This window comes from Mesorhizobium sp. ISC11 (genome assembly GCF_037162595.1).
In the GTDB taxonomy this organism is placed as follows: Bacteria; Pseudomonadota; Alphaproteobacteria; order Rhizobiales; family Rhizobiaceae; genus Mesorhizobium; species Mesorhizobium ciceri.
The window spans coordinates 4,123,661-4,143,226 of the sequence record NZ_JAVSPW010000001.1 but is presented as its reverse complement, the minus strand read 5'-3'; the positions used below and the strand labels follow the sequence as shown (position 1 = coordinate 4,143,226).

Sequence of the window (19,566 nt, the reverse complement as noted above, 5' to 3'; positions counted from 1 at the left end):
CGGCTGAAGTGTCGGACGCATGCAAAGACGCGACAACTGCCATGTCGAGATGTCAATTGAGTGATGGCGCAAAAGGCGCGACGCTTCGCGTCGGCGGCACAGAAACGACCTAACGATAAAAAAATGACAGGAGCGTCCAAGATGACGGAAACACTTGAAGGCAAGCATATCGTCGTGACTGGTGGGACCGGTGCGCTCGGCGGTGCGGTTGTCGGCAAACTGCTGAGCGACGGCGCGATCTGCCATGTGCCCAATGCTCATGCTGCCGCCCCTACGCATTTCCCCTTTACCTCGCATGACCGTGTCCAGTTGGTGCACAACGTCGATCTCTCGGACCCCGCGAAGGTCGAAGCGTTCTATAGCCAGGTTCCGGGCCTTTGGGGCTCGATCCATCTGGCTGGCGGCTTCACCTCGGCGCCTGTTGAAAAGATCGAGTCGGCGTCCTTTGCCGAGATGATGGACACCAATGCGCGCACCGCCTTCCTGTGCTGCCGCGCCGCGATCCGCTCGATGCTGTCGTCGGACACGGCGGGCCGCATCGTCAACGTCACCGCGCGCGCCGGGCTCGATCCGCGGCGCGGCGCCGGCATGGTCGCTTACGCCGCCAGCAAGGCGGCGGTGGCAGCCATGACGGTGGCGATGGCCGAAGAGCTGAAGCACAAGGGCATCCTGGTCAATGCCGTGGCGCCGTCGACGCTAGATACGCCGGCAAACCGCGCCGATATGCCGGATGCCGATGTCACAAGATGGGTCAGCCTCGAAGCCGCCGCCGAGGCCATCGCCTATCTCGCCTCGCCGGCCAATCAGGCGATGAGCGGCACGCTGGTGCCGCTTTACGGCAGGGCGTAACTTTCCAACCTTTACCTAGGTCAAAGAAAAACCCCGCCGGATCGCTCCGGCGGGGTTTTGTTTTGGAGCCTGTGCGAAGGCTTCGCGGTGCGAAGACTTAGCTGCCCTGCTTCTTCAGCGCGGCACCCAGGATGTCGCCCAGCGAAGCGCCGGAGTCGGTCGAGCCGTACTGAGCGACCGCTTCCTTCTCTTCGGCGATTTCCAGCGCCTTGATCGAGACCTGCAGCTTGCGGGTCTTCTTGTCGAAGGCGATGACGCGGGCATCGACCTTCTGGCCGACGGTGAAGCGCTCGGGGCGCTGTTCGTCGCGGTCACGGCTCAGGTCGGAGCGCTTGATGAAGGTTTCGATGCCGCTGTCGACCAGCCGCACTTCCAGACCGCCATCCTTGACGCCGATGACTTCGCAGGTGACGACCGCGTTCTTGCGCAGTTCGCCTGAAGTCGCCGCTTCGCCGACCGTATCCTTGGCCAGCTGCTTGATGCCGAGCGAGATGCGCTCCTTGTCGATGTCGACGTCGAGCACCTGCGCCTTGACCATGTCGCCGCGATTGTACTCTTCGATGACCTGCTCGCCCGGACGGGTCCAGTCGAGGTCGGAAAGGTGCACCATGCCGTCCACGTCGCCTTCGAGGCCGATGAACAGGCCGAACTCGGTCTTGTTCTTGACCTCGCCCTCGACCTGGCTGCCGACCGGATGGCTCGAGGCGAAAGCCTGCCACGGATTCTCGAGCGTCTGCTTGAGGCCGAGCGAGATGCGGCGCTTGGCCGGATCGACCTCGAGCACCACCACGTCGACTTCCTGGGTCGTCGACAGGATCTTGCCGGGATGCACGTTCTTCTTCGTCCACGACATTTCCGAAACGTGGATGAGACCCTCGATGCCCGGCTCCAGCTCGACGAACGCGCCGTAGTCGGTGATGTTGGTGACGGTACCCTTGATCTTCTTGCCGATCGGGAACTTGGTGCCGATCTCGGACCACGGATCGCTCTCGAGCTGCTTCATGCCGAGCGAGATACGGTGGGTTTCCTGGTTGATGCGGATGATCTGCACCTTGACCGTCTGACCGATGTTGAGGATTTCGGTCGGATGGTTGACGCGGCGCCATGCCATGTCGGTGACATGCAGCAGGCCGTCGATGCCGCCGAGGTCGACGAACGCACCGTAATCGGTGATGTTCTTGACGACGCCTTCGACAACCTGGCCTTCTTCGAGGTTCTGCACGATTTCCGAACGCTGTTCGGCGCGGCTCTCTTCGAGCACGGTACGGCGAGACACCACGATGTTGCCGCGGCGGCGATCCATCTTGAGGATCTCGAAGGGCTGCGGGTTGTGCATCAGCGGGGAGACGTCGCGGATCGGGCGGATATCGACCTGGCTGCGCGGCAGGAAGGCCACGGCGCCGTCGAGGTCGACCGTGAAGCCGCCCTTGACCTGGTTGAAGATAACGCCTTCGACGCGCTCACCCTTGGTGAACTTCTCTTCGAGGCGGACCCAGCTCTCTTCGCGACGGGCCTTCTCACGGGAAAGCATTGCTTCGCCAAGCGCGTTTTCAATGCGCTCGACATAGACTTCGACGGTGTCACCAACCTTGAGGGTAGTGTCCTTGCCCTTGACGCCGAATTCCTTCAGCGGCACGCGGCCTTCGACCTTGAGGCCGACGTCGATGATGGCCATGTCCTTTTCGATCGCCGTGATCGTGCCCTTGACGACCTGGCCTTCGCCGGAGTGACCGGTGGTGAATGATTCTTCGAGCAGGCTCGCGAAATCATCGCGAGTGGGATTTGCAGCTGACATTGTTTCTCCTGGAGTGCCCGCATCTCAAGCGGGACGGGCGCCGTGGGTTAGCGTTGCGTTGGCCTGCCGGCGTTCCGGGCTACAAAAGCCCTGGGCCGCTCTTTAAGCGGCAATTCCGGCGCATGAAGAATGCTGGCAGGCTGGTTCGTGCCCGATATGGGTATTTTCTTCGCCTCCGACAACGGAAAGACGAGGGAAAAACCCGGATCAGGCCTAGTCTCTCTTGGCCAAGACGTCATCGATGATCGCCATGGCTGCAAGAAACGCGGCTTCTATAGCCATTTCGCTGGTATCAAGCAAGTGCGCGTCGGCGGCCGGCTTCAAAGGTGAGTCCGCTCGACCCATGTCGCGCTCGTCGCGGCGCATGATATCGGCGAGGATCTCGGTAAAATCAGCGGTCCCGCCGATGCTCTCGATCTCGGCCAGCCGGCGCTGTGCCCGCACCTCGGCGCTCGCCGTCACATAGAGTTTGATGTCGGCGTCGGGGCACACCACGGTGCCGATGTCGCGCCCGTCGAGCACCGCACCCGGCGGCGTCTTGGCGAAGTCGCGCTGCTTTTCGACGAGGATGCGCCGCACGGTCGGGTACACCGCGACCTTGGAGGCCGCCTCGCCGACCGCATGCGCCGACAAGACCGTCCGGTCGAGCTTTGCCAGATCGACCTGGCGGGCAGCGGTTTCAGCCGCCGAGACATTGTCGAGCGGCAGCGCGTGCTGGATGAGCGCATAGGCCACGGCACGGTAGGTGAGGCCGGTGTCGAGCAGGTTGAGGCGGTAGTGGTCGGCCAGCCGGCGGGCGAGGGTGCCCTTGCCGGCGCCGGCGGGGCCGTCGATGGCGATGGTGAAGACGTGTGTCATTGGCAGACCGCCGAAAGGGTTGGGCGCTGGCCTGCCAACGTACCAAGGCTATTGGTTGCCACGACCGTCACCCGATCTCCGCGCCCAGCGCCGTCATCAGCCCCATGAACTCCGGAAAGCTGGTCGCGATCATGGCGGCGTCGTCAATGGTCACCGGCTTTTCCGTCGCCAGCCCCATGACCAGAAAGCTCATGGCGATGCGGTGGTCGAGATGGGTCTGCACGGTGGTGTCCTTGCCGTTGGGATGGCCGCCAAGGCCCTTGCCGCCCGGTTTGCCGCGCACGGCAAGCGAAGCTTCGCCCTCGGTGCAGTCGACGCCGTTGAGCGTCAGCCCGTTGGCGACGGCCGACAGCCGGTCGGATTCCTTCACCCGCAGCTCCTCCAGCCCCTGCATCAGCGTTTCGCCCTCGGCGAAGCTCGCAGCGACCGCCAGCACCGGATACTCGTCGATCATGGACGGCGCCCGCTCGGGCGGCACGATGACGCCCTTGAGCTCGGAGTAACGTACCCGCAGGTCGGCGACATCCTCGCCGCCGGCATTGCGCGGGTTGAGGATGTCGATGTTGCCGCCCATCTCCTGCAGCGTCAAAAGCAGGCCGGTGCGGGTCGGGTTCATCAGTACGTTTTCGATCGTGATGTCCGAACCCGGCACGATCAGGGCGGCCACCAGCGGGAAGCCGGCCGAGGACGGGTCGCCCGGCACGGCGATGGTCTGGCCGGTCAGCTTGCCCTGGCCTTCGATGAAGATGTGGCGCACGCCACGCTCGTCGGTTTCGACCGACAGATTGGCGCCAAACCCCTTCAGCATCTTTTCGGTGTGGTCGCGTGTCATCACCGGCTCGATCACCGTGGTGATGCCGGGCGTGTTGAGGCCGGCGAGCAGCACTGCGGACTTCACCTGCGCCGAGGCCATCGGCACGCGATAGGTGATCGGTGCGGCATGCTTGGGTCCATGCAGTGTGATCGGCATGCGGTCGCCCGGCGTCGCCTTCAGCACCTGCACGCCCATCTGGCGCAAGGGTTCCAGCACACGGCCCATCGGCCGGCCCGACAGCGAGGCATCGCCGATGAAGGTCGTCTCCATGTCATAGGTGCCGACAAGGCCCATGGTCAGCCGCGAGCCGGTGCCGGCATTGCCGAAATCGAGCGGGCCTTCCGGCTGCAGCAGCGCGCCGTTGCCGGTGCCGCGGATCACCCACTCGTCGCCGTTCTTCTCGATATGCGCGCCCATTGCCTTCATGGCCGCGCCCGTGCGCATCACGTCCTCGCCTTCGAGCAGGCCGGTGATGCGGGTCTCGCCGGAGGCGAGGCCGCCGAACATGAAGGAACGGTGCGAGATCGACTTATCACCCGGCACGCGCGCGATGCCGGAAAGGGCTGGGGATTGGCGGGCGGTGGCCGGCTTGGGGGCGGCGGCGTGAGACATGGAATTTCCCTGGACGGAATGCCGGCGGGCCGGCGCTTTTCATTTGTTGCGGCGGTCTCGTACCACGGTGGGCCGAAATGGTCATCCCCATGGTCGTCACTTCACGCGAGGCCTTTCAATGCATGGTTTTGTGACGCCGGCTTTTCGCTTTGACAGCGCTGCAAACTGTGGTTAAGGGGACCACTCTTTTATTGACGAGGCTTGCCGTGGCAAAAACCGAACTTGGCACAAAACGTATCGACCCGGAGACGGGCCGAAAATTCTACGACCTGAACAAGGACCCGATCGTCTCGCCCTACACCGGCAAGACCTATCCGCGTTCCTATTTCGAGGAAGGCAAGATTGCCGCTCTCGAGGAGGAAGAGGAAGTGGCCGAGAAGGAAGTGGACGCCGAGGAAGAAGAAGGCGTTGAGGTCGTCTCGCTCGAAGAGGCTGATGAGGACGTCAAGGGCGACGACCTGCCGGATCTTGGCGACGACGAGGACGACGTTGATCTCGGCGACGACGAAGATGACACCTTCCTCGCCGACGAAGAGGAAGAAGATGACGACGTTGCCGACATGATCGGCGTCGGCGACGACGACGACGAGGTCTGATCGGCCTTGAAAGCGGGCGTTTGCGGGCTTTCGAGGCCTGTGAAGAAAAAGCGGCTCTCGAAGGCTTGATATCTGAGAAGGGCGGGGTTAGAAGCCGCCTGCACTAACGGCGCGGTCTCCAACCCGCGCCGGATCTCTTCGCCGGAAACGGCGCCGGTTGACTGCCGGAAGTGGGGCCATAGCTCAGTTGGGAGAGCGCTTGAATGGCATTCAAGAGGTCGTCGGTTCGATCCCGATTGGCTCCACCAAACAGTCCCTCTGCAATTCGCAGCCGATGAATGTGCCGCACTGCGGTCATCTGCGTTTGATGGTCAATTCAGGCAATGCCGCTGAAGGCCCCTCGATCAAACGGAACGAACGAGCCATTTCTCGAGAGCAACTGCTCGCCGGACAAAGTCTTCACTATTCCTGGAGTGCTTGGAGTCTGAAAGCCAGCCCGGATCACCACTCGGCGAAGGAACCGTCCTTGTGGCGCCAGACCGGGTTGCGCCAGCGGTGGCCTTCCCTGGCGCGTTCCTTGACATAATCCTCGTCGATCTCGACACCCAGGCCCGGGCCGTCGGGAATGGCGACATAACCATCCTCGTAGCGGAAGACATCCTTGTTGGCGGCATAGTCGAGCAGGTCGTTGGCGGCGTTGTAGTGGATGCCGAGGCTCTGCTCCTGGATGAAGCAGTTGTAGCTGACCGCGTCGAGCTGCAGGCACGCGGCAAGCGCGATCGGCCCGAGCGGGCAATGCGGCGCGACCGCGACATCATAGGCTTCCGCCATCGCCGCGATCTTGCGGCATTCTGTGATGCCGCCGGCATGCGACAGGTCGGGCTGGATGATGTCGACGACGCCTTCCTCGAACACGGACTTGAAGTCCCAGCGGCTATAGAGCCGCTCGCCGAGCGCGATCGGTGTCGAGCCAAGCGCGGCGATCTCCTTCAGCGCCTCGCGGTTTTCGCTGAGCACCGGCTCCTCGATGAACATCAGCCTGTAAGGTTCCAGCTCCTTGACCAGGGCGCGCGCCATCGGCCGGTGCACGCGGCCGTGGAAATCGACAGCGATGCCGATGTTGGGCCCGACGGCCTCGCGCACCATGGCGACGCGTTCGACAGCGGCGTCGATCTTGTCATGGCTGTCGACGATCTGCAGTTCTTCGGTACCGTTCATCTTGAGCGCCAGGAAACCGCGCGCAACCATTTCCCTGGCGCCGGCCGCGACCTCCGCCGGGCGGTCGCCGCCGATCCAGGAATAGACCTTGATCGAGTCGCGCAGCTTGCCGCCGAGCAGTTCGTGCACGGGCACGCCGAGCGCCTTGCCCTTGATGTCCCACAGTGCCTGGTCGATCCCGGCAATGGCGCTCATCAGGATCGGGCCGCCGCGGTAGAAACCGCCGCGGTGCATCACCGTCCAGTGATCCTCGATCAGCCGGGGATCCTTGCCGATGAGATAATCGCCAAGCTCCTTGACCGCGGCCTCGACGGTCAGCGCCCGGCCTTCGACCACCGGCTCGCCCCAGCCGGCGACGCCGGCATCGGTTTCGATCTTCAGGAACAGCCAGCGCGGCGGAACGATGTAGGTGGTGAGCGAGATGATTTTCATGCGCAGTCTCAGTTGCTTTTGAGTTTCTTGGCGCTGACGAGGTCGCGCGCCGCGAGGTCGAGGATCTTGTTTGCCGCCCCACGCGCGGCATCGGCATTGCGCATACGCAGCGCCTCGACCACCTCGCGGTGCGCCGCCACGGCCTCCATGCGCCGGTCGAGCGAAATCACCGCCGTCGCCTCCAGCGAGAATTTCAGCCCGGTGTCGATGAGATTGCCGATCTGGCGAAAGATCGGGTTGTGGCTCGCGGCATAGACGATCTGGTGGAAAGCGATGTCACTGCGCGAGAAGGCGGCGAGATCCTCGCCGGCGCCGGCCATGCCGCGCCAGGTGGCTTCGAGATCGGCGATCTCCTGCAGCGTCGCGCGCGTGGCGGCGAGTTCGGCAACCAGCGGCTCGATGGCCCGGCGAGTCTCAAGAATGGCGTCGAAGAGCTTGTCGTCCAGTGCATGCGGCGCGTGCCAGGCCAGCACCTGCGGGTCGATGATGTTCCAGTCGTCCTCATTGCAGACGATCGTGCCGACGCGTGGCCGCGACAGCACCAGCCCTTTTGCCGCCAACACTTTCAGGGCCTCACGGATGACGGTGCGGCTGACGCTGTATTCGACGCCGAGCTCGTTTTCGGTCGGCAGTGAGGAGCCGGCCGGATAGCGCCCGGAAAAGATGTCCGAGGCAATCGCCTTGGTCACGTCGGGCATGACGCGCGGGCGGCGAGTGGCTGTGTCGCCTTGCGGTTTCTTCAAAGTCCCGGTCACCTCAGCCCTCCTCCAAGGCGGCGAACCGCTGGTTTCGCACAACCGGTCCGGCCTTAACGGATGCGGATCAATTGCGCCAGCGATCGCTGGTCAGAGCATGTACATTAATTATCATACCAGATCAATTGACGAGTATGATAAAAGCGATTAGAGACTCCGGCATCCGGGCTGAGCGCCCGGTCTATCGCTGGGAGGTAATCATGCGACTTTTGAAGACCGCGCTCGTCGCGGGCGCGCTTGCCGTGCTGTCCGTCACGACCATCGCTGCATATGCTCAGGACACCAAGATCGGCTTCATCGTCAAACAGCCCGAGGAGCCGTGGTTCCAGGACGAATGGAAGTTCGCTGACCAGGCCGCCAAGGAAAAGGGCTTTACCCTGGTCAAGATCGGCGCCGAAGACGGTGAGAAGCTGATGTCGGCCATCGACAATCTCGGCGCGCAGGGCGCGCAGGGTTTCATCGTCTGCACGCCCGACGTGAAGCTCGGCCCCGGCATCGTCGCCAAGGCCGCCGCCAACAATCTCAAGCTGATGACTGTCGATGACCGCCTGGTCGGCGCCGACGGCAAGGCGCTGGAAGACGTGCCGCATATGGGCATCTCGGCAACCAAGATCGGCGAGGCGGTTGGCCAGGCGATCGTCGACGAGATGAAGGCGCGCGGCTGGAAGGCCGACGAGGTCGGCGCCATCCGCGTCTCTTACGACCAACTGCCGACCGCGGTCGACCGCGTCGAAGGCGCCATCTCGGTGCTCAAGGCAAACGGCTTCAAGGCCGAGAACATTTTTGACGCCCCTCAGGCCAAGACCGATACGGAAGCTGCCCTCAATGCGGCGACCGTCGTGCTCAACGCCCATGCCGAGATCAAGAAGTGGGTTTCTTTCGGCCTCAACGACGAAGCGGTGCTGGGTGCGGTGCGTGCCTCCGAAAGCGTCGGCATCCCCGCTGATAGCGTGATCGGCGTTGGCATTGGCGGCGCGGATTCGGCGATCAACGAGTTCAAGAAGCCGACGGCCACCGGCTTCGTCGGCACCGTGATCATCTCGCCGAAGCGTCATGGCTACGAAACGGCGCTCAACATGTATGACTGGGTTGCCAGCAACAAGGAGCCGGAGAAGTTGATCCTGACTTCCGGTGCACTCGCCAAGCGCGACGACTACCAGAAGGTCCGCCAGGGCCTCGGCATCGAATAATCCTCCCTGTACAAACAGGCGGCGGCTCATCCCGCCGCCTGTTTGCCATTCCACAAGAGGATCGCTGCCCGTGTCCTTTCTCGACTTCTCGCACATCACCAAGACCTATCCGGGCGTCAAGGCGCTGTCGGACATCTCGTTCGGCGTCGACAAAGGCGCCGTGCACGGCCTGATGGGCGAGAACGGCGCCGGCAAATCCACCCTGATCAAGATACTGTCCGGCGACCAGCATGCCGATCAGGGCGAGATCCGCATCGACGGCAGGGTTCAGGCCTATACGTCGACCCGGGATGCCTTCGACAATGGCGTCATCGTCATTCATCAGGAACTGCAGCTGGTTCCTGAACTCACCGTTGCCGAAATTCTCAGCCTCGGTCGTTTCCCTGCCAACGCCGGCATCATCGCCGGCCGCCGGATGCTGGACGACGTCGGCGCCAAGCTGAAATCGGCCGGCATCGACATCGACATGCGCCGCAAGGTCAAGACGCTGTCCATCGGCGAACGCCAGATGGTCGAGATCGCCAAGGCGATCATGCTCGACGCACGCGCTATCGCGCTGGACGAACCGACCTCGTCGCTGTCCTCGCGCGAAAGCGAAATCCTGTTTGCCCTGATCGACCGCCTGCGCGGCGAGGGCAAGGTCATCATCTACGTCTCGCACAGGCTCGACGAAGTGTTCCGGCTCTGCGACAGCCTGACCGTGCTGCGCGACGGCAAGCTGGCGGCGCACCATGCGTCGCTGAAAGGCGTCACCCGCGACCAGGTCGTCGCCGAAATGGTCGGCCGCGAGATTTCGGATATCTGGGGTTTTCGCGCACGAAAAACGGGCGATGTCCGCCTGAAGGTCGACGCTCTCAGCGGCCCCAAACTGAAGACGCCGGCCAGTTTCGAGGCGAGGGCAGGCGAGATCGTCGGCTTCTTCGGCCTGATCGGCGCCGGGCGCTCGGAACTGATGCGTCTGGTCTATGGCGCCGATCCGCGCTCGGGCGGCACCATCACCGTCGATGGCAAGCTGGTCCCTGCCACCGATCCGCGTGGTACGATCCGGGCCGGCATCGTGCTGTGTTCGGAGGACCGCAAGCATGACGGCATCATCCAGGGCCGCTCGGTCGAGGAGAACATCAACATCTCGTCGCGGCGCCATCACACGCGCTTCGGTGTTTTGAACCGCGCCAGCGAGATCGCCACCGCCGAAACCTTCATCAAGAAGCTCAAGGTGCGCACGCCGTCGCGCAAGCAGGATATCATCAACCTCTCCGGCGGCAACCAGCAGAAGGTCATTCTTGGCCGCTGGCTGTCCGAACAAGGGGTGCGGGTTCTCATTGTCGACGAGCCGACGCGCGGCATCGACGTCGGTGCCAAATCGGAAATCTATGAACTGCTCTACCAGCTTGCGCAGGACGGCATGGCGATCGTTGTCGTCTCGTCCGAACTGCCGGAGGTGATGGGCATCTGCGATCGCATTCTGGTGATGTGCGGCGGCCGCGTCAGCGCCGAGCTCACCCGCGACCAGTTCGCCGAAAGGGCGATCCTGGCCGCCGCTCTCCCCGATCAGAAAACCCCCGACGCGATCGCATCTTGAGGACTTTTGGCATGACCGACCAGTTGAAAAAAATCCTGCTCGGCGAACAGGGCCTCGTCGTCATCTTTGTCGTCGCCTTCGCGCTGGTCTCGGCTCTGGTGCCGAATTTCCTCACCGACCGCAACATGCTCGGCCTGCTGCAGTCGGTGGTCACCGTCGGTATCGTCGCCTGCACCATGATGTTCTGCCTTGCCGCACGCGACTTCGACCTGTCAGTCGGCTCCATCGTCGCCTTTGCCGGCATGGTCGCTGTGATGGCGTCGAATTACACCGGCTCGATCCTGCTTGGCCTCTTGGCGGCAATTGCCAGCGGCGCCTTCGTCGGCTTCATCAATGGCGTCGTCATCGCCAAATTCCGCATCAACGCGCTGATCACGACGCTGGCCACCATGCAGATCGTGCGCGGGTTTGCGCTGATTGCGTCCGACGGCCGCGCCGTCGGCATCAACAGCCCGGATTTCTACCAGCTCGCGCTGTCCAAACTGCTCGGCATTCCGACGCCGGTCTGGGTGCTCGCCATCCTGTTTTGCATCTTCGGCTTCGTCCTCAACCGCACCGTCTTCGGCAAGAACACATTGGCCATCGGCGGCAATCCGGAGGCTTCGCGCCTTGCCGGCGTCAATGTCGACCGGACGCGCATCTGGATTTTTGCGCTGCAAGGCGTCGTCTGCGGCATCGCCGGCATCCTGCTGGCGTCGCGCATCACCTCGGGCCAGCCCAACGCGGCGGTCGGACTGGAACTCTCGGTCATCTCGGCCTGCGTGCTCGGCGGCGTCTCGCTTGCCGGCGGCCGCGCCACCATGTCGGGCGTCATCGTCGGCGTGCTGATCATGGGCATCGCCGAGAACGCCATGAACCTGCTCAACATCCCGGCCTTTTACCAGTACATCGTGCGCGGCGTTATTTTGCTCCTGGCCGTGCTGCTCGACAATCTGCGCTCGTCGGCTTTGGGCCGGCGTTGACTCGGGGCAGGGCATGTCGGCTGGAATACTACTGGAAAGCAATCGGCTGTGCGTCGAGATCAGCCCCTCTGGCAGCGCAATCGTCAACGGCCATACGGCCGACGGGGTGCCATTCCTGCGTCCCTACCAAGGCGAGGCCGAGTTCGACGTTGTGCACTGCGCTTGCTTTCCGATGGTGCCGATCGGCAATCGCGTCGAGGGCAATGCGTTTTCATGCGGCGGTCAAAACTTCACGCTGGCGCCCAACACGACTGATCCTTTCTATATTCACGGTGACGGCTGGCAGGCGAACTGGAAGGTCGAGGAGCATCGCGTCGACCGCCTCGATTTGGCCTTCGATCAGCCGCGCCGCGTCGACTCGCCCTATGTCTACCATGCGCGACAGTCGTTCCGGCTCGCCGGCGCGCGGCTGGAACTCCGGCTTGCCGTCGAAAATACCGGCGTCATTTCACTGCCATTCGGCCTCGGTTTCCATCCATTCTTTCCGCGCACGCCGCGGACGACCTTGTTTGCGCCGGCCGAAACCTGGTGGACAGAGCGCGACGGGCACCTTCCAGCGTCCAGGAGCGCCATTGCCGACGATGTCGATTTCTCAACGCCGCGCCATTTGCCCGACCGTTGGCTGAACAATGGCTTCGAAGGGTGGAGCGGCATCGCGCGCATCATCTGGCCGGAGCACTGTCTGGGGATCGACATCGAGGCGGACGCGGAGCTCGACCGCTACATGCTCTTTGCGCCGGACACGGACCGAAGCTTCTTCTGCCTGGAGCCGATGAGCCATACCCCAAATGCGTTGAAGCATTTCGATGCCGACCCAATGGGGATCAAGGTACTTTCCCCCGGCGAGGTTCTCAGAGCAAGATTCGCAATGACCGTCTTCGACTGGAGCGACAACCATGGCTGAGCGCCTTTCCGGCAAACGCATCTTCCTGACCGGCGCCGCGCAAGGCATCGGGCTGGCGATCGCCGAGGCCTGCCTTGCCGAAGGCGCAAGACTGTTCCTGGTCGACCGCGACGGCGCACTGCTGGACAAGACCGTCGCGGGCCTCGCCGTGCCGCGCGGCCATGTCGGGCATGCGGCAGCCGACATCAGCGACGGTGCCGCGATTGCCGCTGTCGTCAGCCAAGCGGCCGCCGAGATCGGCCCCATCAACGCGCTGATCAACAATGCCGGGGTCAATGTGTTCTCGACGCCGCTCGAGGCGACCGAGGAGGAATGGAACCGCAACTTCGACGTCAACGTCAAGGGCGCCTGGAATTGCAGCAAGGCGGTGTTGCCGGGCATGATCGCGAGCGGCGGCGGCGCCATCCTCAACATCGCCTCGACGCACAGCTTCACCATCATCCCACACACCTTTCCCTATCCGGTCGCCAAGCACGCGCTGCTCGGCCTGACCAAATCGCTGGCGCTCGAATATGCGGTGCAAGGCGTGCGCGTGAACGCGCTGGCGCCCGGCTATGTCGAAACCCAGAAGGCGATCGACTACTGGAACAGCTTTGCCGATCCGGCCACAGCACGCGCCAACACCATGGCGCTACATCCTGGCGGCCGCATCGCCACGGCGCGCGAGATTGCGCTGGCTGCGGTGTTCATGATTTCCGACGAGTGCCCGTTCATGAATGCGGCCACGCTCGTCGTAGATGGTGGGCTGAGCCAGCTCCAGCATCCAGCCTGAATTCCGGGAAATCATGACCAAGAGACGATCGCAGCACTGGTTCGGCGGGCAGGGCAAGGACGCCTTCATTCACCGCAGCTGGATGAAGAACAACGGCCTGCCCGACGATGCCTTCGACGGCCGCCCGGTGATCGGCATCTGCAACACCTTCTCCGAATTCACGCCTTGCCACGTGCATTTCCGTGGCCTGATCGAGCACATCAAGGCGGGCGTGCTGGAAGCCGGCGGCCTGCCGCTGGAATTCCCGGTCTTCTCCTGCGGCGAATCCAATCTGCGCCCGACGGCGATGCTGTTCCGCAATCTCGCCTCGATGGATGTCGAGGAAGCGATCCGCGGCAATCCGATGGACGGTGTCGTGCTGATGGCAGGCTGCGACAAGACCACCCCGTCGCTGGTCATGGGCGCGGCCTCCTGCGACCTGCCGTCGATCGTCATTTCCGGCGGGCCGATGCTCAATGGCCGTTTCCAGGGCCGCGAGATAGGTTCCGGCACCGATGTCTGGAAATTCTCCGAGGATGTCCGCGCCGGCGTGATGAGCGAGCAGGATTTCGCTAATGCCGAGAGTGCCATGTCACGCTCGCCGGGTCATTGCATGACCATGGGCACGGCCTCGACCATGGCCTCGATGGTCGAAGCGCTCGGCCTGGCGCTGCCGGGCAACGCTGCCTATCCGGCGGTCGACGCGCGCCGCAGCCGCATCGCCCGCATGACGGGGCGGCGCATCGTCGAGATGGTCAATGAGAATCTCCGCCCGTCCGCCATCCTCAAGAAAGAAGCTTTCGCCAACGCCATCCGTGTCAATGGTGCCATCGGCGGCTCGACCAATGCGGTCGTGCATCTGCTGGCGATTGCCGGCCGCGTCGGCACCGAACTGACACTGGACGATTGGGATCGGTATGGCCGCGATGTACCGACCATCCTCGACCTGATGCCGTCAGGCCGCTTCCTGATGGAGGACTTCTGCTACGCAGGCGGCATTCCGGCGGTCATGAAGGAGATCGGCGATCTGCTCGATCTCGACGTGCTGACCGTCACCGGCAAGACCGTGCGCGACAACATCCGTGACGCTCAAAACTACAATCCCGAGGTGATCCGCCCGCGCGACAAGGCGCTTACTCCCAATGGCGGTATCGCGGTGCTGCGTGGCAATCTGGCGCCCGACGGCGCCATCATCAAGCCGTCAGCCGCGTCACCGGCCCTGATGAAGCATCGCGGCCGCGCCGTCGTCTTCGAGGACATCGACGACTACAAGGCGCGCGTCGACGATCCCGCGCTCGACGTCGACGAAGCGTCGATCATGGTGCTGAAGAATTGCGGGCCCAAGGGCTATCCGGGGATGGCCGAGGTCGGTAACATGGCGCTGCCCCGGAAGCTGCTGAAGCAGGGTGTCCGCGACATGATCCGCATCTCCGATGCCCGCATGTCCGGCACCGCCTTCGGCACCGTCGTGCTGCATGCCGCACCCGAAGCCGCCATCGGCGGCCCGCTGGCGCTGGTCAGGAGCGGCGACTTCATCGAGCTCGACGTCGAAGCAAGGAAGCTGCATCTCGACGTGTCGGCACAGGAGTTGGCGCGGCGTCGTGAATCCTGGCTACCGCCCGTCCCGGCGATGCGCGGCGGCTATCAGGGCCTCTACGTCGACCGTGTCCTGCAGGCGGACCGCGGCGCCGATCTCGACTTTCTCGTCGGATGCCGTGGCCACGCCATTCCACGCGAAAGCCATTGAGGCCGACCAGCATGCCTAATTTCCGGCCTGACGATTTCCACGGCATTCACGCCATTCTCTACGCGCTCTTTGACGCGAACGAACAACTGGACCGCGCGGCGATGCGTCGGCAGGTCGAGATCTGCCTGGCGACGGGCGTGCACGGCATGGCGGCGCTCGGCCTGGCGACGGAAGTCGCCAAGCTGACCGAGGCCGAGCGCCGGACGATCATGGACTGGACGGCGGAAGATACGGCTGGAAAAGTGCCGCTTGCCTTCACCATCTTCGGCGCTTCGGTGGCTGAGCAGGTGGCACAGCTTCGCCATGCTGAAAGCGTGGGAGCGGATTGGGTGATCCTGCAGCCGCCGCCGGTCGGATCCTATGGTGCGCTGGAATACACCAGGTTCTTCGGCCGCGTCGCCGAGGCAACCGACCTGCCGGTGGCGATCCAGAACGCGCCGGCGTTTTTCGGGCGCGGCCTGTCATCGGACGAGATCCGCGAACTTGTCACGCTTCATCCCAACATAAGGCTGATCAAGGGCGAAGGCCCGGTCACCGACATTGCCGGATTGATCGAACGCACCGAAAGCCGGATACCCGTTTTCAACGGACGCGGCGGCCTGGAACTGATCGACAATTTCCGCATCGGTTGCCGCGGCATGATCCTGGCGCCCGATGGCATCGACCTCGCCGTGCGCGCCTACAATGCGTTTCGGATCGGTGACCAAGCAACGGCCGAGGCCGAGTATGCAAGAATGCTGCCGGCAGCGGTCTTCGTCATGCAGGGCATCGAGAACCTGATCTGCTACGGCAAGCGGCTGTTCGGCGCCCGCGCAGGCATCCCGATACACGACCGGGCTCCGGCGATGCGGCCCAACGAGACCGGCGTGGCGATGGTGGCGCGCTTTGCGGCTGGCCTCGGTCGGTTGCCTGGCTGAACGGCAACTGCCCTTCAATAGGTCGTCCGCCCACCCGACAGGTCGAACGTGGAGGCGGTCGTGAAACTGTTCTCCTTGGAGACGAGCCAGGCGACCATCGCCGCGGCTTCGTCGACCTCCAGCAAGCGGCCGCGCGGAATGCGCGAGCGCATATATTCGATGTGCTCCGGCGTCAGCTGTTCGAGAATGCGCGTCTGTGCCGTGGCCGGCGAGATGCAGTTCACGGCGATGTCGTACTGCGCCAGTTCCTTGCCGAGCGACTTGGTCAAGCCGATGACCGCCGCCTTCGAGGCTGAATAGGCGGAGGCGTTGGGGTTGCCCTCCTTGCCGGCGACCGAAGCGATATTGACGATCCGTCCGTAATTGCGCTCCTTCATTCCGGGAACCACGGCGCGATTGACGTAGAACGTACCGTTTACGTTGACGTCGATGACCTTCTTCCACGTCTCGATGTCGTAGACGTCGAGCGGGGCGGCAGGGCCGGCAATTCCGGCGGAATTGACCAGAATGGAAATCTTGCCGGCCAGATCTTCGGTCCTGGCGCGCGCCGCGTCCACCGACGTCCAATCGGCGACGTCCACGATCTCTGTCGTGGCAGCGTTGCCGAGTTCCTTCTTGGCGGTTTCGAGGCGGGCCTCATCGAGATCCCACAAGGTGACCGTCGCGCCGGAGGCGACGAAACGCCTGGCCATCGCGAAGCCGAGGCCTTGGGCGCCACCGGTGACCACAGCGTGCTGGCCGTCAAGATCGATCCTGTTCATGTCGAGCGGTTCTTTCCGTTTGAGCTACTTCCGGGATAAAGGCCGGCCTGTGCAGGCGGGCGATCGCTACATGGTCGCGCCAAGGCTCCATGGCACGAACTCGTTGTCGCCATAGCCGAGCGCTTCCGACCTGGTGCGCCCGCCGGAAGCGACGCGCAGGATCTCGGCAAAGATCTCCTCGCCCTTCTCGGCCAGCGAGACGCCGTCCAGTATGTCTCCGCAATTGATATCCATGTCCTCGCGCATCTGCTCGAAGATGAAGCTGTTGGAGGCAAGCTTGATCGAGGGCGTCGGCTTGCAGCCAAAGGCCGAACCGCGGCCGGTGGTGAAGCACAATATGTTGGCGCCGCCGGCGACCTGCCCGGTGGCCGAGACCGGGTCGTAGCCGGGCGTATCCATGAAGATGAGGCCGCGCTCGTTGATCGGCTCGGCATATTCCAGCACCGCGCGCAGATTGGTGGTGCCGCCCTTGGCGGAAGCGCCGAGCGATTTCTCCAGGATGGTCGTCAACCCACCCAGCTTGTTGCCGGGCGAAGGGTTGTTGTTCATCTCCATGTCGTGCCTGGCGGTATAATCCTCCCACCAGCGGATGCGTTCGATCAGCTTTTCGCCCACCGCGCGGCTCTCGGCGCGCAAGGCGAGGAGATGTTCGGCGCCATAGATCTCGGGCGTCTCCGAGAGCACCGCCGTACCGCCTTGCCCGACAAGCAGGTCCACCGCAGCACCTAGTGCCGGATTGGCGCTGATGCCGGAGTAACCGTCCGATCCGCCGCATTGCAGCGCAAGCACCAGTTCGGAGGCTGGTTGCGGCGTCCTTTCGGCGGCGTTCACCGTAGGCAGCATGTCGACGATCGCCTTCACGCCAGCCTCGACCGTCTTTCGCGTACCGCCGGTTTCCTGGATGGTCATCGTGCGGAAAATCGTGCTCTCCTCGATGTTGTACGACTGCATCCAGCGTGGGATCTGGAACGCTTCGCAGCCGAGTCCGACCATCAGCACGCCGCCGACATTGGGGTTCGTGGCAAAGCCCCATTGCGTCCTTTTCAACAGGTCGTAAGCGGGACCCTTGGTGTCGATGCCGCAGCCAGTGCCGTGGACGAGTGCGATGATACCGTCGACATTGGGATAGTCGCGCAGGATGCCAGACCGGTTGACCTCGTCGGTGATGAACCGGGCGACGCTGGCAGAGCAGTTCACCGAGGTCAGGACGGCAATGAAGTTGCGCGTGCCCACCTTGCCGCTCGGCCGGCGGTAACCCATGAAAGTAGCGCGCTCGGCCTCGCCAACGATCTCGGTTTGCCTGGTATTCGTGCCGAAGACGTAGTCGCGTTCGAAATTTCGCAGATACACATTGTGCTCGTGAACCCAGTCGCCGGCGACGATTGGTTCCCGCGCAAAACCGATGGTCTGGCCGTATTTCACGATCGGCTGGTCCGAGCCGATGTCGCGCAAGGCCATTTTGTGCCCGCGCGGTATGCGTGCCCTGGCAGCCACGTCACCGGCTTTTTCGCCGATCTTCAACGGATCGACCGCCAGAAGAATGTTGTCGGCCCCCGAAAGCTTGATGAACCGCGCCATGACCCAAACTCTGAAAAAGTTCTCCGCGACAGGAGGTCGAGAGACAAGAAATGATTTGGAATACTAATATAATAGAATGTCAGAGGTCAAGGCCGGAGACTGGATGAGGTCGTCATGAAAGACGGACCGGTCGCCACGTCGTTGGGGCATATCCGGGAAGCGACTGCCCGATAACGTTCTGGTCAATCGAGATGGAAGACCTCTTCCATGGCCGCCCACCATTCGCCGTCGGCGCGCGTCGGCAGCGGCGTCTGCATGGGGCCGCACAGTTCCCACCATTTGCGCATGGCCGGCGACTCGCTCATCCGCGCTGCATCCCTGGCGAAGTCGCTGCCGTAATACTCCCAGCAGGCGAACAGAAGGTTCTCCGGTTCGCGCAGGAAGATCGAATAGTTGCGGATGTTGGCGCGGCTGATGACGTCGAGCACTTCGGGCCAGACGGCGGCGTGGACGCGCTTATAGTCCGCGATCGCCTCGGCTTTCACGCCGATACAAAGTCCCATTCTTTGCATGCTGGTTGCTCGCGGGGCTTCAGCCGAGAAGGTCGGCGGCGACTTCGAGCGTGTTGCGGAACGACGTCTCGAGATGATGTTCCATGGCCCGTGCCGCACCCTCGGCGTCGTGGCGCTTCAGCGCGTCGAAAATGGCCTCGTGCTGCTCGATCGTCTGTTCGCCATAACCCGGTCTTGGGATAGCGAGATAGCGCCCGCGATCCATCTGTGCCTTCGAGATGTCGACGGCTCTCCAGATCATCGGCAGGCCGCAGATCTCGGCTATGGTGCGGTGGAAGACATCGTCGAGTTGTATCGCGGTGGCATATCTGCCGCGGGATATGGCAAGCCGGTGCGCCGCCAGGTTGTCTTCCAGCAATTCGCTGGCTGCCGCTGTGAACTTGGCGGCCGCGCGTCGGGCGCTTTCCATCTCCAGTGCCCGCCGGATGACATAGGCTTCTTCCAGGTCGGCCCGGCTGATCGGAGCAACATAGGTGCCGGTCTGCGCCAGGATCTTGACCAGGCCCTCGTCGCTGATGCGCTTGACCGCTTCGCGAACGGGGGTGCGAGACACCCCCAGGGCCTCCGCGATGGCGACCTCGTTGATGACCTCTCCCGGCTTCAACTGCCCGACGACGATCAGGTTGCGGATCTTGTGGTAGATCTGATCGCGGAGCGGAAGAGCCCGATTGAGCGTCGAAGGATCCAGGTCCATTGCAAATCCGTGTCTTCGTTCACCAGAAATGGCCAGATAATACTAGAATGTCAATTGGAACGCATCCAATACAAGCGTGGGGGTCGGTGACGCACGACG

The 19,566-nt window shown here is 63.3% G+C and carries 18 protein-coding genes and 1 tRNA gene; 10 read left to right on the top strand and 9 right to left on the bottom strand.

Annotation, left to right across the window (positions count from 1 at the left end; all coding sequences use genetic code 11):
- Positions 1-141: 141 nt before the first annotated feature.
- A complete protein-coding gene (locus RPF88_RS20110) occupies positions 142-849 on the top strand; it encodes an SDR family NAD(P)-dependent oxidoreductase (protein ID WP_063171055.1) in 708 nt (235 codons plus the stop codon).
- A 97-nt stretch (positions 850-946) separates the two neighbouring features.
- On the opposite strand, the gene rpsA is transcribed toward RPF88_RS20110, so the two are convergent.
- The 3 genes from rpsA to aroA form a co-directional block, all read right to left on the bottom strand.
- Complete coding sequence (gene rpsA / locus RPF88_RS20105) at positions 947-2,644, bottom strand: 30S ribosomal protein S1 (protein WP_013528183.1); 1,698 nt, start codon at positions 2,642-2,644, stop codon at positions 947-949.
- A gap of 213 nt (positions 2,645-2,857) precedes the next feature.
- Positions 2,858-3,502 carry a (d)CMP kinase gene (gene cmk, locus RPF88_RS20100; RefSeq protein WP_013528182.1) on the bottom strand — a complete coding sequence of 215 codons (645 nt, stop codon included), beginning with the start codon at positions 3,500-3,502 and terminating at the stop codon, positions 2,858-2,860.
- A gap of 67 nt (positions 3,503-3,569) precedes the next feature.
- Positions 3,570-4,928, bottom strand: coding sequence for a 3-phosphoshikimate 1-carboxyvinyltransferase (aroA, locus tag RPF88_RS20095; protein ID WP_013528181.1), 1,359 nt, complete (start codon positions 4,926-4,928; stop codon positions 3,570-3,572).
- Positions 4,929-5,134: 206 nt separating this feature from the next.
- Between aroA and RPF88_RS20090 the strand changes: the two genes are divergently transcribed.
- Both RPF88_RS20090 and RPF88_RS20085 read left to right on the top strand, forming a co-directional pair.
- The gene (locus RPF88_RS20090; RefSeq protein WP_013528180.1) at positions 5,135-5,524 is read left to right on the top strand and encodes a TIGR02300 family protein; all 390 of its coding nucleotides are present in this window, start codon (positions 5,135-5,137) and stop codon (positions 5,522-5,524) included.
- Between the two features lie 172 nt (positions 5,525-5,696).
- Positions 5,697-5,772: transfer RNA gene (locus RPF88_RS20085), tRNA-Ala, on the top strand.
- A gap of 193 nt (positions 5,773-5,965) precedes the next feature.
- On the opposite strand, the gene dgoD is transcribed toward RPF88_RS20085, so the two are convergent.
- Both dgoD and RPF88_RS20075 read right to left on the bottom strand, forming a co-directional pair.
- Positions 5,966-7,114, bottom strand: a complete 1,149-nt coding sequence (gene dgoD, locus RPF88_RS20080; RefSeq protein ID WP_337123072.1) for a galactonate dehydratase — start codon at positions 7,112-7,114, stop codon at positions 5,966-5,968.
- 8 nt (positions 7,115-7,122) lie between these two features.
- Positions 7,123-7,812, bottom strand: coding sequence for a FadR/GntR family transcriptional regulator (locus RPF88_RS20075; RefSeq protein WP_050596413.1), 690 nt, complete (start codon positions 7,810-7,812; stop codon positions 7,123-7,125).
- A gap of 257 nt (positions 7,813-8,069) precedes the next feature.
- Between RPF88_RS20075 and RPF88_RS20070 the strand changes: the two genes are divergently transcribed.
- From RPF88_RS20070 to RPF88_RS20040, 7 genes are all read left to right on the top strand, one after another.
- Complete coding sequence (locus tag RPF88_RS20070) at positions 8,070-9,059, top strand: arabinose ABC transporter substrate-binding protein (RefSeq protein ID WP_024501894.1); 990 nt, start codon at positions 8,070-8,072, stop codon at positions 9,057-9,059.
- 70 nt (positions 9,060-9,129) lie between these two features.
- Positions 9,130-10,641 (top strand): L-arabinose ABC transporter ATP-binding protein AraG, encoded by a 1,512-nt coding sequence (gene araG, locus RPF88_RS20065; protein ID WP_337123071.1) that lies wholly within the window; start codon positions 9,130-9,132, stop codon positions 10,639-10,641.
- Positions 10,642-10,652: 11 nt separating this feature from the next.
- Complete coding sequence (gene araH / locus RPF88_RS20060; protein WP_013528175.1) at positions 10,653-11,603, top strand: L-arabinose ABC transporter permease AraH; 951 nt, start codon at positions 10,653-10,655, stop codon at positions 11,601-11,603.
- Positions 11,604-11,616: 13 nt separating this feature from the next.
- Positions 11,617-12,507, top strand: coding sequence for an aldose 1-epimerase (locus tag RPF88_RS20055; protein ID WP_337123070.1), 891 nt, complete (start codon positions 11,617-11,619; stop codon positions 12,505-12,507).
- A complete protein-coding gene (locus tag RPF88_RS20050; RefSeq protein WP_127367573.1) occupies positions 12,500-13,279 on the top strand; it encodes an SDR family oxidoreductase in 780 nt (259 codons plus the stop codon). Before RPF88_RS20055 ends, RPF88_RS20050 begins: the two co-directional genes overlap by 8 nt.
- Positions 13,280-13,292: 13 nt before the next feature.
- Positions 13,293-15,005: an IlvD/Edd family dehydratase gene (locus RPF88_RS20045; RefSeq protein ID WP_337123069.1), complete on the top strand. Its 1,713-nt coding sequence runs from the start codon at positions 13,293-13,295 to the stop codon at positions 15,003-15,005.
- Between the two features lie 11 nt (positions 15,006-15,016).
- Positions 15,017-15,922 carry a dihydrodipicolinate synthase family protein gene (locus RPF88_RS20040; RefSeq protein WP_337123068.1) on the top strand — a complete coding sequence of 302 codons (906 nt, stop codon included), beginning with the start codon at positions 15,017-15,019 and terminating at the stop codon, positions 15,920-15,922.
- Positions 15,923-15,936: 14 nt separating this feature from the next.
- Here the strand turns inward: RPF88_RS20040 and RPF88_RS20035 are convergent, their stop codons facing one another.
- From RPF88_RS20035 to RPF88_RS20020, 4 genes are all read right to left on the bottom strand, one after another.
- Positions 15,937-16,683, bottom strand: a complete 747-nt coding sequence (locus RPF88_RS20035; protein WP_337123067.1) for an SDR family NAD(P)-dependent oxidoreductase — start codon at positions 16,681-16,683, stop codon at positions 15,937-15,939.
- Between the two features lie 66 nt (positions 16,684-16,749).
- Positions 16,750-18,261, bottom strand: coding sequence for a UxaA family hydrolase (locus RPF88_RS20030; protein WP_337123066.1), 1,512 nt, complete (start codon positions 18,259-18,261; stop codon positions 16,750-16,752).
- Between the two features lie 182 nt (positions 18,262-18,443).
- Positions 18,444-18,773 (bottom strand): L-rhamnose mutarotase, encoded by a 330-nt coding sequence (locus tag RPF88_RS20025; RefSeq protein WP_337123065.1) that lies wholly within the window; start codon positions 18,771-18,773, stop codon positions 18,444-18,446.
- A 19-nt stretch (positions 18,774-18,792) separates the two neighbouring features.
- Entirely contained in the window at positions 18,793-19,467 is a 675-nt protein-coding gene (locus RPF88_RS20020; RefSeq protein ID WP_337123064.1) for a GntR family transcriptional regulator, read from the bottom strand.
- Positions 19,468-19,566: the final 99 nt, after the last annotated feature.